The sequence below is a fragment of the Streptomyces tyrfis genome, assembly GCF_037034285.1.
Lineage (GTDB): Bacteria > Actinomycetota > Actinomycetes > Streptomycetales > Streptomycetaceae > Streptomyces.
This window is the reverse complement of record NZ_JBAGJZ010000013.1, coordinates 121,465-135,262: the sequence shown is the minus strand read 5'-3', so window position 1 is coordinate 135,262 and position 13,798 is coordinate 121,465. Positions and strand designations below refer to the sequence as shown.

The following is a 13,798-nucleotide window of genomic DNA, read 5'->3' as shown; positions in this document are numbered from 1 at the left end:
TCAGGGACGCGGATCCGGGATTCGTTCGACGGCGAGCGGATCACCGGGGTCCGGCGCGCGGTACGTGTGACGGGGAGGCGTGATGAACGAGGCGACGGAGAGCGGCGGACCGGCCGTGCGGACACCCGGCGACGGTCCCGGAAGGACGCCCGGCGCGGTGGCGGACGCCGCCGATGCGACGGACGGTGTGCCGGCCGATGGCACGGACGTACTGCCCGAACTGCTGGAACTGGACCTGGAGACGTTGCGGACCCTGGACCATCCGGTGCTCCGCGATCTGGTCGCGGAGCTGTGCGGCCGGGCCGAGCAGCCGCGGGAAACACTGTGGGGATTCACCAACGCCTTCTGACACCGACACCACCGCGGCCGCGCGAGGCGGGCGCGGGGGTCACGGCGGTCCGCCGCCCCACCGAAGCGGTGTCACCCGGCGCCGAAGGCGCGTCACCCGGCGTCCGCGCGACGCCGTCGCGCCCCCATGTCCGAGCGGCGTCCCCTCGCACCCGTGCGATGCCACCACGTGCCCGAGCGACGGCACACCGGGCCTGTGCGCTCTCACACCGGGCCCGTGCGACGGCATTCGGCCCCAACTCCCGTACTGCACACGGTCCGTGGCCGGATCCGCGCGTTTTCGGTCCGGGGCCCGGCCGAACCGGACATCGTGGCCGGGGCCGGGTTTGCCCGCGCGCCGCACCAGGGATACTCGCCTCGGGCCGGCGACGGTGGCTGTCCCGGCATACACGCAGCACGGGGGTGCCGTAGTGGCTGGAAGGACGACGCCGCGCCCACCCCGGCGCACCGGCGGCGACACCGGCGCCCGCCGACGCCCGTTCCCCTTCACGCAGTTCATCGTCAAGGTGCACGGCCGCTGCAACCTGGCGTGCCGCTACTGCTACCTCTACGCGGGCCCCGACCACACCTGGCGCGACCGCCCGGCCGCCGCCCCGCCCGCCGTGCTGGACCGGGCCGCCGAGCGGATCGCCGAACACGCCGCGACCCACTCGCTGCCCGCCCTCGCCCTGGTGCTGCACGGCGGCGAACCCCTCCTGGCCGGAGTCGGCCGCCTCGCCGCCCTCGCGGACCGGGTACGCGGCCTGGCGCCCGCGGGCTGCGCCGTCCACACCACCGTGCAGACCAACGCCACACTGCTCACCGAGGCCCGGGCCGCCGCCCTCGCCCGGCACGGCATCCGCGTCGGCATCAGCCTGGACGGCGGGCTGCCCGCCCACAACGCCCAGCGCGTCGACCACGCCGGACGCCCCGCCTGGCCCGCCGCCTCGCGCGGCGCCCGGCTCCTCGCCGACCGGCACCCCGACGCGTACGCGGGCATCCTCACCGTCGTCGACCCGCGCACCGACCCGGTCGAGACCTACGAGTCGCTGCTGGCCCTGCGCCCGCCCGCCCTGGACCTGCTGCTGCCGCACGGCAACTGGACCAGCCCCCCGCCCGGGCTGCCCGCCCCGCCGGCCCCCCGCACCGGCCCCGGGCCGCGCCGCCCCACCCCGTACGGGGACTGGCTCGCCGCCGTCTTCGACCGGTGGTGGCGGGCCGGACGGCGGGAGACCCGGATCCGCCTCTTCGAGGAGTGCGTCGCGCTGCTGCTGGGCCTGCCCGCCGCCACCGAGTCCCTCGGCCTCGAACCCGTCGACGCGATCGTGATCGAGACGGACGGGACGATCGAGCAGGTCGACTCCCTCAAGTCCGCCTACGACACCGCCGCCGCCACCGGGCTCGACGTCTTCCGCCACACCCTCGACGACGCCCTGCGCCACCCCGGCGTCGCCGCCCGCCAGGCAGGGGCCGGGGCGCTCTGCGCCACCTGCCGTGCCTGTCCGCTGCTGACCGTCTGCGGTGGCGGCCACTACGCGCACCGCTACCGCGCGGACAACGGCTTCACCAACCCCTCAGTCTACTGCGCCGATCTCGAACGGCTGGTGCGCCACGTGGCGGGCCGGCTGTCCGACGCAACCGCAGGAGTCCGCCGATGATCCCCCCACGCATCCCCCCGCCCCGTCCGTCCCCCGGCCCCCCGCGGGGCTGCCCGCCCGGGCCCCCGCACCCCCTCCCGCCCCGCACACCCGCCCCCTCGGCCATATCCCCTCCGCCCATGGCCCATCCGCCCATACCCGCTCCGCCCACAGCCCCTCCCTCCCGGTCCCCGTCGTCCACAGCCCCTTCGACCGCTGCTCCGCCCGGCCCGCCGTCCGCCGGCCCGGCCCCCGTTCCGTCCGTCCGCCCGCTCACCGACGGGATGCTGCGCGAACTCGGGCGCACCGAGGGCGACGCCGACACCCTCCGGATCCTCGTACGCGACCAGGACACCCGTCGGCTCCTCCTCCTGCGGGCCCTGCTCGACGCGGCCGAGGCCGCCTCCGCGACCCTCTGCCCGCCCCGGGCGCTCGACCGGCTACGACAGGACTGGGCCCTGCTGGAGGCCGCCGAACGCACCGACCGGGCCGCCGCGCGCACCGTCCTGTTCCACCCCTTCACCGGCCCCTGGGCACAACGCTGCCTGCACGGGCTCTCCGGCCCCGCGACCGGCCCCGGCGCCACCCGCGCCCACGGCTCCGGTCCCGCGTCCGGCGCCGCGCCCCCACCCCCGTCCCGCTCGGCGCCCGACCCCCGCACCACGGCCCGACTCGCCGCCGATCTCGCCCACTTGAGCCGTCTGGCCGCCGCCGCCGCGATCCGGGCCGGGATGCCCTTCACGGCCCGGCTCACCCCGCACGACGGGCTGCTGCCCCTGCCCACCCTCGGGGCCCTGCGCACCACGTCCCGCACCGTCGCCGCCGACTTCCGGGACGGCGAGCTGTCGTTGCGTCAGGAACCCGGCGGGCGCGCCCTCGTCGTGCGCACGCGGCCCGACGGGGCGACCGGGTCGGCCGATCCGCGCTGGCTCCCGGTGTTCACCCTGCCCGCCGCCCAGCGGGGCATCGGCCCCGTCCCCCTGGACGACATCGACCCGTACCGCACCGACGTCGACGGGCCCCGGCGCCACGGGCTGAGCGCCGCCCCCCACATCGACGACCGAGCGCGCGAGTCCTGGGCCGCCCACTGGGCCGGGGCGGTGCCCCTGCTCCGGGTCGGCGGCGACCACCGGCTCACCGAGACCGCCGTCCTGCTGCGCTGCCTGGTGCCGCTCGCGCCCCCGCCCGGCTCCGGACCCACCGGCGAGGGCGCGGCACACTGCAGCGGCACCAGACGCGAGGCGTTCGGCGCGGTCCTCAGCAGCGAACCCGCCACCGGCGCCTACTTCGCCTCCACCCTCGTCCACGAACTCCAGCACACCAAGCTCTCCGCGCTCTGCGCCCTCGTGCCGCTCCATCACGAGGACGCCGCACCCCGCCACTTCGCCCCCTGGCGCCCCGACCCCAGGCCCTTCGACGGCCTCCTCCAGGGCGCCTACTCGCACCTCGCGCTCGCCGACTACTGGCAGCGGTTCGCACTCGGCGCGCGGCGCGTCACCCACCGCGACCTGGCCTGGGCCGAGCACGCCCGCTGCCGCGAACAGGTCGGGGCCGTACTGCCCGTGCTCGCCGGATCGGCGGCCCTGACCCGCGAGGGCCGGACACTGGTCAACGAGATGATCTCGCTCTACCACCGTCTGGACGATTGTCCGCCTCCGACGGGTCACCTCGCGCGCGCGAAGGCGTACGTGGCCACCACCAAGGTGATATGGCAGCAGAGGAACGGCCCGCGAAGGCCATGAGGAACCCCGTGCGCCGATCCTCTGGAGCGGCCGGGCTCCGGGTGTATGTTGACAAGGCTCGAATCGAGGCAGGGAGACGGTTGAATGCCCGGAACGCGTAAGCAAGTTGGAGCAACCGGGGGGCAGACCGTCACCATCAGTTTCGCCGGATTCAACCGGGCCTGGGCGGCGTGGATCGGGGACCGTCTGGAGCGGCGCGGGGTGTCCGTCGTCCAGCAGCGCTGGGACCCGCCCGTGGAGATCCCGCTGGAGGAGGCGCTGCGGGACCTCACGCTCGCCCGCGGCCGGGTCCTGGTGATCCTCAGTGACTGGTACTTCCAGATGGGGCCGCGCAGCCACGAGGAGTGGAACAGGGCGCTGCGCGAGGTCGTCGCCGCCGACCCCGACCGCTTCGCCGCCGTCTGCGTCACCACCTCCGTACTGCCCGGCGCCACGTCCGTCTTCGGCGCAGCCGACCTGACCAACGTCGGCGCCGACGAGGCCGAACGGCGGCTCTGCGTCCGCCTGGACCTGCCCGCCGACCCGCTCCCCGAGACCGCCGACCACCGGCCCGGTCCCCGCTACCCCGCCGACACCCCCGAGGTGTGGGGCGGGGTGCCGCGCCGCAACACCCGCTTCACCGGCCGCGAGGAACTGCTCAACAAGGCCTACCTGGCGCTCCAGGACGCCGGGTCCGGCGCCGGCGTCGTGACCCTGCACGGCATGTCCGGCGTCGGCAAGACCCAACTCGCCGCCGAGTACGTCTACCGCTTCGGCTCCGAGTACGACGTCGTCTGGTGGGTGCCCGCCGACCGCCGCGCCCTCTACCGCCAGAAACTCGCCGAACTCGCCCCCGAACTGGGCCTGTCCACCGGCGCCGAGTACGGCGAACGGCTCCGCGCCGTGCGCGACGCCCTGCGCCGCGGCGAACCCCACTCCCACTGGCTCCTCGTCCTCGACGGTGCCGACGAGCCCGAGCACATCTGGGACCTGGTGCCCACCGGGCCCGGACACGTCCTGATCACCTCCCGCAACCCCGAGTGGAGCGAACACAACAGCAACCTCGTCGAGGTCCCCGTCTACGCCCGCGACGAGTCCGTCGCGTTCGTCCGCCGCCGCGCCCCGCGCCTGAACCCCGCCGAGGCCGACCGGCTGGCGGAGGCGCTGGAGGACCTGCCGCTGCTCCTCGACCAGACCGCGGGCTGGCTGAACGACTCCGACATGTCGGTCGAGGAGTACATCGAACTCCTGGAGGGCGGCATCGACCAGGACGTCGTCAAGGTCTCCGCCGACTTCCCGCTGGCCTTCCAGACCGCCTGGTCGATACTGCTGAACAAGCTGAGGGACACCGTCCCCGAGTCCGTCGACCTGCTCCGCCTGTGCAGCTTCTTCGCCCCCGGCTCCATCCCCGTGCGGCTGCTGCGCGAGATGCCGCCCGGCGAACTGCCCGAGCAGCTCTCCGGGCTGATGAACGACCCGCTGCTGTGGAACAAGGCCATCGGCCAGCTCCGCCAGTACTCCGTGGTCCGGCTGGAGTCCCACGAGACGGCCGGCGAGGAGGCGTCCTCCGGCGAGTCCCTCTACATGCACCGCATGGTCCACCAGATCATCGGCAAGGACATGCCGGAACGCGACCGCCGGGAGTTCGTCGACGTGGTCCGCCGGGCCCTCGCCGCCGCCGACCCCGGCCGTCCCACCGACACCCGCCTGTGGCCCGCCTACGCCGAGATCACCCCGCACCTCAAATGGGCCGACGTGCTCCGCAGCACCGACCCCGGGGTGCAGACCCTGGTGCTCAACTGCCTTCGCTACATGTACCTCTCCGGCGAGTACCGGGCCGGCATCAAACTCGGCGAACGCGCCATGAGAGCCTGGCGGGAACTCCTCGGCGACGACCACCCCCGGGTCTGGGACCTCAGCTACAACTACGCCAACCTGCTGCGGGCCGTGGGCGACTACGCCGGCACCGAGTACATCGAGCGGGCCGCCGTCGAACACCTCCGGGCCGAACGCGGCCCCATGGACCTGGAACACCTCCGCGCCGCCGGCGGTCTCGCCGCCGACCTGCGGGGACTGGGCCGGTACGACGAGGCGCTGGAGATCTCCGGCTGGATCCTCGTGGCCTACCGCGAACTCCTCGGCGAACAGGACTCCCGCACCCTCAACGCCCAGAACAACATGGCCGTCTCCCTGCGCCTGCTGGGCCGGTACGAGGAGGCGCTCGAACTCAACCGCCGCACCCTGGAGGCCCGGCGGCAACTGCTGCGCCCCCGCCACGGCTGGACGCTCTACTCCGAGATCAACTACGCCACCGACCTGCGTCTGCTGGGCCGCTACGGCGACGCTCTGTCGCTGCAGAACCAGAGCGTCCGGGTGCACCGCCTGGTCATGGGCCCCGACAACCCGCAGACCCTGCGCGCCGAACACAACCTCGCGCTCTGCCAGTACCGTTCGGGAGACCGGGTCAAGGCCGGGGAGCTGTTCACCCGGGTCCTCGAACGCTCCGAACGCGTCCTGGGCGAGACCGACCCGCTGACGATGATGTTCGCCGCCAGCCAGAGCTTCTTCGCCCGCGAGCACGCCGACGTCGACCAGGCCAGGGACATAGGCGAACGCGTGGTCACCGGATATCTGGCCATGCTCGGCGCCCGGCACCCCTATGTGGCGGGCACCCGCGCCAACCACGCCCTGATCCTGCGCAACGTGGGGGAGCGGGACCAGGCGCACGCCCTGCTGGAGGAGGCGCTCGCCGACATGACCCGGGCCGTGGGGGAGTACCACCCCTGGACACTGGGCTGCGCGATCAACGCCTCGGCGCTGCGGAACCTGGTGGGAGACCCGGAATCCGCCGCCGCGCTCACCGCCTCGGTCGTCACCAGGGCCGTCGAGGTCCTCGGCCGCACCCACCCGCTGACCCTGTCCGCCCGGATCGCGCACGCCGCCGACCTGCGCGGGCTCCGGGACCGGCAGCGGGCGGACAAGATCGAGACGGAGGCCCTGGGCGACCTGGAGGCGACCCTGGGCGCCCAGCACGTCCACACGGTCTCGGCCCGCTCCCGTTCCCGCCCGTACTGGGACTTCGAACCGCAGATGGTCTGACGACCCGCCCGGGCACGCCCGCACGCGAAGGGGCCCCGCACACGAACGCGCCCGCACACGAAGGGGCCCGGCCCCGCGATCGTCTCGCGGAACCGGGCCCCTTCGCGTACGGCAGCCGGTCAGGCCTCGAAGACCTCGGCGATCAGCTGCGCCTGCTCGGCCTGGTGGCGCTTGGCCGAGCCGACCGCCGGGGACGAGCTGTGCGGCCGCGAGATGCGACGCAGACGCTCACCGTGCGGGACGTCGGCGCCGACGGCCAGGTCCAGGTGGTCGATCAGGTTCAGGGCGATGAACGGCCAGGCGCCCTGGTTGGCCGGCTCCTCCTGCGCCCAGAGGTACTTCTCGGCGTTCGGGTACTTGGCGATCTCGGCCTGGAGCTCGGCGCCCGGCAGCGGGTACAGGCGCTCCAGCCGGATGATCGCGGTGTCCGTGACGCCGCGCTTCGTGCGCTCGGCCTCCAGGTCGTAGTAGACCTTGCCGGCGCAGAAGACGACCTTGCGGACGTCCTCCGGCTTCACCGTGTCGTCGCCGATCACCGGACGGAAGCCGCCGGTGGTGAACTCCTCCGCCTTCGACGCCGCCGCCTTCAGGCGGAGCATCGACTTCGGGGTGAAGACGATCAGCGGCTTGTGGTGCGGGTTGTGCACCTGCCACCGCAGAAGGTGGAAGTAGTTCGACGGCAGCGTCGGCATGGCGACCGTCATGTTGTTCTGCGCGCACAGCTGGAGGAAGCGCTCCGGGCGGGCGGACGAGTGGTCCGGGCCCTGGCCCTCGTAGCCGTGCGGCAGCAGCAGCGTGACGCCGGAGGTCTGGCCCCACTTCTGCTCGGCCGAGGAGATGAACTCGTCGATGACGGTCTGGGCGCCGTTGGCGAAGTCGCCGAACTGGGCCTCCCAGATGACCAGCGACTCCGGACGGGTCAGCGAGTAGCCGTACTCGAAGCCCATCGCCGCGTACTCGCTGAGCAGCGAGTCGTAGACGTTGTAACGGGCCTGGTCGTCGGAGAGGTAGAGCAGCGGGGTGTAGTCCTCGCCGGTCACCTGGTCGACGAGGACCGCGTGGCGCTGGCCGAAGGTGCCGCGGCGGGAGTCCTGGCCGGCGAGCCGGACCGGGGTGCCCTCCATCAGCAGCGAACCGATGGCCAGGGTCTCGCCCATGCCCCAGTCGATCGTGCCGTTCTCCACCGAGGCCGCGCGACGCTGCATCTGCGGGAGCAGACGCGGGTGGACGGTGATCCGGTCGGGGATGTCGACCTGGGACTCCGCGACGACCTTCACGACCTCCGAGGAGACCGCGGTGTTCACGGCGACCGGGAACTCGGGCTGGACCTCGGGGGTGTGCGCCGGGGCCGGCAGCGAGGTGGCCTCGCGGACCTCCGCGAAGACCTTCTCCAGCTGGCCCTGGAAGTCCTGGAGCGCCTGCTCGGCCTCTTCCAGGGTGATGTCGCCGCGACCGATGAGGGACTCGGTGTAGAGCTTGCGCACCGAGCGCTTCTTGTCGATCAGGGTGTACATCTGCGGGTTGGTGAACTCCGGGTTGTCGCCCTCGTTGTGACCGCGGCGGCGGTAGCAGATGAGGTCGATCACGACGTCCTTGTTGAACGCCTGCCGGAACTCGAAAGCCAGCCGGGCGACCCGGACCACGGCCTCGGGGTCGTCGCCGTTGACGTGGATGATCGGCGCCTCGATCATGCGCGCCACGTCCGTGGCGTACATCGAGGAGCGGGAGGACTCCGGGGCGGCGGTGAAGCCGACCTGGTTGTTGATCACCACGTGCACGGTGCCGCCGGTGCGGTAGCCGCGCAGCTGCGACATGTTGAGCGTCTCGGCGACGACGCCCTGGCCGGCGAAGGCCGCGTCGCCGTGGAGCGCGATGGGCAGGACCGTGAAGTCCGTGCCGCCCTTGTTGATGACGTCCTGCTTGGCCCGGACGATGCCCTCCAGGACCGGGTCCACCGCCTCCAGGTGCGAGGGGTTGGCGGCCAGCGAGACCTTGATCTGCTCGCCGTCCAGACCGGTGAAGGTGCCCTCGGCGCCCAGGTGGTACTTGACGTCGCCGGAGCCGTGCATCGACCGGGGGTCGAGGTTGCCCTCGAACTCGCGGAAGATCTGCGCGTACGACTTGCCGACGATGTTCGCCAGCACGTTGAGCCGGCCGCGGTGGGCCATGCCGATGACGACCTCGTCGAGGCGGGCCTCGGCGGCGGAGTCGATGACCGCGTCCAGCAGCGGGATGACGGACTCGCCGCCTTCCAGCGAGAACCGCTTCTGGCCGACGTACTTGGTCTGCAGGAACGTCTCGAACGCCTCGGCGGCGTTCAGCCGGCGCAGGATGCGCAGCTGCTCCTCGCGCTCCGGCTGCGGGGTGCTGGTGCGCTCCACCCGGTCCTGGATCCACTTGCGCTGCTTCGGGTCCTGGATGTGCATGAACTCGATGCCGGTGGTGCGGCAGTACGACTCGCGCAGCACGCCGAGGATGTCGCGGAGCTTCATCAGCGACTTGCCGGCGAAGCCGCCGACCGCGAAGTCCCGCTCCAGGTCCCACAGGGTGAGGCCGTGCTCGGTGATGTCCAGGTCGGGGTGCTTGCGCTGGCGGTACTCCAGCGGGTCGGTGTCGGCCATGACGTGGCCGCGGACCCGGTAGGAGTGGATCAGCTCGAAGACCCGCGCCGCCTTGGTCACGTCGTTGTCGTGCGAGGCGTCGATGTCCTTGAGCCAGCGGACCGGCTCGTAGGGGATGCGCAGCGCCTTGAAGATCTCGTCGTAGAAGTCGTTCTCGCCGAGCAGCAGCTGGGAGACGATCCGCAGGAACTCGCCGGAGGCGGCGCCCTGGATGACCCGGTGGTCGTACGTCGAGGTCAGGGTCATGACCTTGGAGATGCCCAGCTTGTTCAGGGTGTCCTGGGAAGTGCCCTGGAACTCGGCCGGGTACTCCATGGCGCCGACGCCCATGATGAGGCCCTGTCCGGGCATCAGGCGGGGCACGGAGTGGACGGTGCCGATGCCGCCCGGGTTGGTCAGCGAGGCGGTGACGCCGGTGAAGTCGTCCATGCCGAGCTTGCCGCTGCGGGCGCGGCGGACGATGTCCTCGTACGCCTGCCAGAACTCGAAGAAGTTGAGCGTCTCGGCCTTCTTGATGGCCGCGACGACGAGCTGGCGGTCGCCGTTCGGCTTGACCAGGTCGATGGCCAGGCCGAGGTTGACGTGCTCCGGCTTGACCAGGGTCGGCTTGCCGTCCTTCACCGTGAAGGAGTGGTTCATCGCCGGCATGGCCTTGAGGGCCTGCACCATCGCGTACCCGATGAGGTGGGTGAAGGAGATCTTCCCGCCCCGGGCGCGCTTGAGGTGGTTGTTGATGACGATGCGGTTGTCGAACAGCAGCTTCACCGGAACGGCGCGGACGGAGGTGGCCGTCGGCAGCTCCAGCGAGGCGTTCATGTTCTTCGCGACGGCGGCCGACGGGCCGCGCAGCGTCACGTACTCCGGGCCCTCGGGCGCCTCGGCGGCCGGTGCGGCGGCGGCCTTGGCCGGGGCGGCGGGCTCGGCCTTCGCGGCGGGGGCCGGGGCGGCCTTCGCCGGAGCGGCCGGAGCGGCCGGTGCGGGGGTCGCGGGCGCGGGGGCGGGGGCCGCCGGGGCCTTCGCGGCCGGAGCCGGGGCCTGTGCGGGGGCGGCCTGCGGCGCGGCGGCGGCCGGGGCCGGGGCGCCGGGAACGGGCTTGTCCGCCGTGCCGGAGGCGCCCGGCTTGTAGTCGGCGAAGAAGTCCCACCAGGCGCGATCGACCGAATTCGGGTCCTGGAGGTACTGCTGGTAGATCTCGTCGACGAGCCACTCGTTGGGGCCGAAAGCGGCGGCCGGGTCGGAACCCGGGCCGGCTTGATCGGTCGAGATGCTCGAGTTACTGGGGGACTGAGACGACACGGCGGCAACCGCCCTCTTCCGCTTCACAAGGTGATGGACAGCGGAAATCAAGGCTACGCCTCCCGGGCCGTTCCACGCAGGCCGGGCCGCTCTTCGTCGCGCAAGTCACATTGGACGGCGGGTTTCGGCGCATGGATTGGCGGGAAACAAGCATGGTTCCGCTTGCCCGTTGAACACGAGGGACCGCGGCTACGGTCCCCTGGACCATACCCTCGCAGGAGGACACGCAGAACGCGCCCTTCCGGTTCGAACCCTATGTCAACCTCGCGGTTGTGGAATCCCTGGAAGGGTGACGCGAATGCGGCATCCGCGAGCGGATTCGGCCACTCCGATGCGTCCGCCGTGCAGGTCCACGGCCCAGCGGGCGATCGCCAGGCCCAGCCCCGTGCCGCCGTCGCTGCCCGGACCGTGCGGGGAGGAGACCTCGCCGCGGTTGAAGCGCTCGAAGACCCGGTGCCGCTCCGGCTCCGGGATGCCCGGCCCCTCGTCCAGGACCTCCAGGTGCAGGGACTCCGGCCCGTCGCCGCGCCGCGCCAGCACCTGGACCCGGCCGTGCGGCGGGCTGTGCTTGACAGCGTTGTCGATCAAATTGGCCACCACCTGGTGCAGCCGTTCGGTGTCCGCGTACGCGGTCAGCTCGGGCGGCGACACGTCCAGCGCCAGGGCCACGTCCTTGCGGCCGTGGTGCCCGGAGCCGGAGGACAGCGCGCGGTGCGCGGCGGCGAAGTTGTTCGCCTCCTTGAGCACCCCCGACAGATACGGCCACACCTCGAAGCGGCTCGCCTTCAGCGTGACCACGCCGTTGTCCAGCCGGGACAGGTCCAGCAGGGTCTCCACCAGCCGGCCGAGGCGCTCGGTCTGCTTCAGCGCCGTGCGCATCGTCTCCGGATCGGCCGAGGAGACCCCGTCCACGACGTTCTCCAGCACCGCGCGCAGCGCCGCGATCGGCGTGCGCAGCTCGTGCGAGACGTTGGCCACCAGCTCCTTGCGGTGCCGGTCCACGGCCTCCAGGTCGTCCGCCATGCGGTTGATCGTCTGGGCCAGGTCGCCGAGCTCGTCGCGCCGCCCGGCGCCGCTCACCCGTCTGGTGTAGTCGCCGTGCGAGATCGACCGGGCCACGGTGGTCATCTCGTCCAGCGGCGCGGTCAGGCCGTGCGCCACGAACTGCGTGATCAGCAGCGTCGCGATCACCGAGAACACCGTGATGAACCGCAGCTCGGTCCTGGTCCGCAGGGCCACCATCAGCAGCCCGGTGGTGATGAACACCGAGACCACCACGAGCGTGCCCAGCTTGGCCTTGACCGAGAAGGGGCGGAGTCCGGAGCCGGGCCGCGTCATGGCGCCGGGGTCTCCAGCGCGTAGCCGACGCCGTGCACGGTACGGATCCGCTCCGCGCCGATCTTCCGGCGCAGCGCCTTGATGTGGCTGTCGACCGTACGGGTGCCGGAGGCGTCCGCCCAGTCCCAGACCTCCGCGAGCAGCTGCTCCCGGGAGAGCACCGCGCGCGGCGTGTTGGCCAGGCAGACCAGCAGGTCGAACTCGGTCGGCGTGAGGTGGACGTCCTCGGCGCGCACCCGCACCCGGCGCTGCGCGTGGTCGATCTCCAGCTCGCCCAGGCGCAGGATGCCGCTGCGCGGCGTGACCGCGGCCAGCGCCGCCCGCTCGACCCGGCGCAGCAGGACGTGCACCCGGGCCGCGAGCTCCCGCATCGAGAAAGGCTTGGTCATGTAGTCGTCGGCGCCGACCCCGAGCCCGACCAGCATGTCGGTCTCGTCGTCCCGGGCCGTCAGCATCAGCACCGGCACCGGCCGCCGGGCCTGCACCCGGCGGCAGACCTCCAGGCCGTCGAAGCCGGGAAGCATGATGTCGAGCACCATCAGATCCGGCTGCCACGCCTCGGCCGCGTCCACGGCCGCGGGCCCGTCGAGCGCCGTCTGCACCAGGAAGCCCTCGGCCCGCAGCCTGGCGGAAATGGCTTCGACGATCGTGGCGTCGTCCTCGACCACCAGCACCCGGCGCTGCGCTCCCGGGGTCGCCGCGACGCCGTTGTGGGTGGTGTGTGTCTGTTCCATCGCCCCGCCCCTGCCCGTCCTCGCGGGGACCATTCCCCGGACGCGCGGTCTTCGCTTGTGGATTTCGTGGGTGACCCCGTCACCGGTCACGTGGGTGACCCCGTCACCGGTCAGCAGCGTAAGGGCAGCGGACTGCTCTCGGCTACGCAGGGTGTAACGGCGGGAGGCTCGGCGGAGCGGTGGAGTGTCGGCCTTGTGGTGCTTGGCCCCCGGCTGTCCGGAGGCCGGGGCTCCGACGGGTTCCTCAGACCGTCCGGATCGCGAGATGCACCACGTCGGGCACACCCCGGGCAACGCGTACCTCTTCCGTCCGTACCCCGCCGAATCCGGCATTCCGCAGGGCCTGTTCGAAGGCGGGGGAGGGCTGGGCGGACCAGACCGCGAGCACCCCGCCGGGCGTCAGCCGCTCCCGGCAGTCGGCCAGCCCGGCGGGGGAGTAGAGGCCGGCGTTGTCGTCGGTCACCGTCCAGTCCGGTCCGTTGTCGATGTCCAGACACAGGGCGTCATAACGGTCCGTAGTCGTCCGCAGATGCGCGACGAGGTCGGTGGTGAGCACCGACGTGCGCGGGTCGGCCAGCGCCGCCCCGGAGATCCGCCCCAGCGGGCCCGTCAGGTGCCAGTCCACGATCGCCCGCTCCCGCTCGACGACGGCGATCCGCCCCCACCGCGGCTCGGCGGCGGCCCGTACGAGCGAGAACCCGACGCCGAGTCCGCCGATGAGCACCGCCGGATCGCGGCGGTCGGCGGGCAGCGCGGCCAGCGCCGCGTCGATCAGCAGCCGTTCCGAGCGCCCGTCCGAGGTGTCCATGAGGAAGCACCCGTTGGCGATGATCTCGAAGTCGTCCCCCCGGCTCCGCAGCACCACCTCGCCGTACGGGCCTTCGCGGCGGTCGAGCGTGACGGGGGAGTGGACGTCGGGTCCGAGGGTGTCGGGCATGATGCGGATCTCCGGAGGACGACGGATGCGTTCCCCGCCATCCTGGCCCGTCGCCGCACCGTCCGGCCAGCCGCACCGTCCGGCCGGC

At 72.5% G+C, this 13,798-nt stretch carries 8 protein-coding genes; 4 read left to right on the top strand and 4 right to left on the bottom strand.

Features of this window, described 5'->3' with window-relative positions; genetic code table 11:
• The first annotated feature begins 82 nt into the window (after positions 1-82).
• From fxsA to fxsT, 4 genes are all read left to right on the top strand, one after another.
• On the top strand, positions 83-349 hold the full coding sequence (gene fxsA / locus WA762_RS12880; protein WP_335935679.1) for an FxSxx-COOH cyclophane-containing RiPP peptide: 267 nt from the start codon (positions 83-85) through the stop codon (positions 347-349).
• Between the two features lie 409 nt (positions 350-758).
• Positions 759-1,985 carry an FxsB family cyclophane-forming radical SAM/SPASM peptide maturase gene (locus tag WA762_RS12875; protein WP_443080575.1) on the top strand — a complete coding sequence of 409 codons (1,227 nt, stop codon included), beginning with the start codon at positions 759-761 and terminating at the stop codon, positions 1,983-1,985.
• Between the two features lie 263 nt (positions 1,986-2,248).
• A complete protein-coding gene (locus WA762_RS12870; RefSeq protein WP_335935678.1) occupies positions 2,249-3,706 on the top strand; it encodes an aKG-HExxH-type peptide beta-hydroxylase in 1,458 nt (485 codons plus the stop codon).
• A gap of 84 nt (positions 3,707-3,790) precedes the next feature.
• A complete protein-coding gene (gene fxsT, locus WA762_RS12865; protein ID WP_335935677.1) occupies positions 3,791-6,784 on the top strand; it encodes an FxSxx-COOH system tetratricopeptide repeat protein in 2,994 nt (997 codons plus the stop codon).
• Positions 6,785-6,903: 119 nt separating this feature from the next.
• On the opposite strand, the gene WA762_RS12860 is transcribed toward fxsT, so the two are convergent.
• The 4 genes from WA762_RS12860 to WA762_RS12845 all read right to left on the bottom strand — a co-directional run bounded on the left by WA762_RS12860 (position 6,904) and on the right by WA762_RS12845 (position 13,710).
• Positions 6,904-10,701 (bottom strand): multifunctional oxoglutarate decarboxylase/oxoglutarate dehydrogenase thiamine pyrophosphate-binding subunit/dihydrolipoyllysine-residue succinyltransferase subunit, encoded by a 3,798-nt coding sequence (locus tag WA762_RS12860; protein ID WP_335935676.1) that lies wholly within the window; start codon positions 10,699-10,701, stop codon positions 6,904-6,906.
• 258 nt (positions 10,702-10,959) lie between these two features.
• The gene (locus tag WA762_RS12855; RefSeq protein WP_335935675.1) at positions 10,960-12,039 is read right to left on the bottom strand and encodes a HAMP domain-containing sensor histidine kinase; all 1,080 of its coding nucleotides are present in this window, start codon (positions 12,037-12,039) and stop codon (positions 10,960-10,962) included.
• A complete protein-coding gene (locus WA762_RS12850) occupies positions 12,036-12,773 on the bottom strand; it encodes a response regulator transcription factor (protein WP_335935674.1) in 738 nt (245 codons plus the stop codon). Before WA762_RS12850 ends, WA762_RS12855 begins: the two co-directional genes overlap by 4 nt.
• Before the next feature lie 244 nt (positions 12,774-13,017).
• Positions 13,018-13,710: a spermidine synthase family protein gene (locus tag WA762_RS12845; protein ID WP_335935673.1), complete on the bottom strand. Its 693-nt coding sequence runs from the start codon at positions 13,708-13,710 to the stop codon at positions 13,018-13,020.
• Positions 13,711-13,798 lie beyond the last annotated feature (88 nt).

Coding starts and splice junctions, on each gene's coding strand:
- WA762_RS12870 (WP_335935678.1), top strand. CDS start 2,249: ATGCTGCGCGAACTCGGGCGCACCGAGGGCGACGCCGACACCCTCCGG.
- WA762_RS12855 (WP_335935675.1), bottom strand. CDS start 12,039: ATGACGCGGCCCGGCTCCGGACTCCGCCCCTTCTCGGTCAAGGCCAAG.
- fxsT (WP_335935677.1), top strand. CDS start 3,791: ATGCCCGGAACGCGTAAGCAAGTTGGAGCAACCGGGGGGCAGACCGTC.
- WA762_RS12845 (WP_335935673.1), bottom strand. CDS start 13,710: ATGCCCGACACCCTCGGACCCGACGTCCACTCCCCCGTCACGCTCGAC.
- WA762_RS12850 (WP_335935674.1), bottom strand. CDS start 12,773: ATGGAACAGACACACACCACCCACAACGGCGTCGCGGCGACCCCGGGA.
- fxsA (WP_335935679.1), top strand. CDS start 83: ATGAACGAGGCGACGGAGAGCGGCGGACCGGCCGTGCGGACACCCGGC.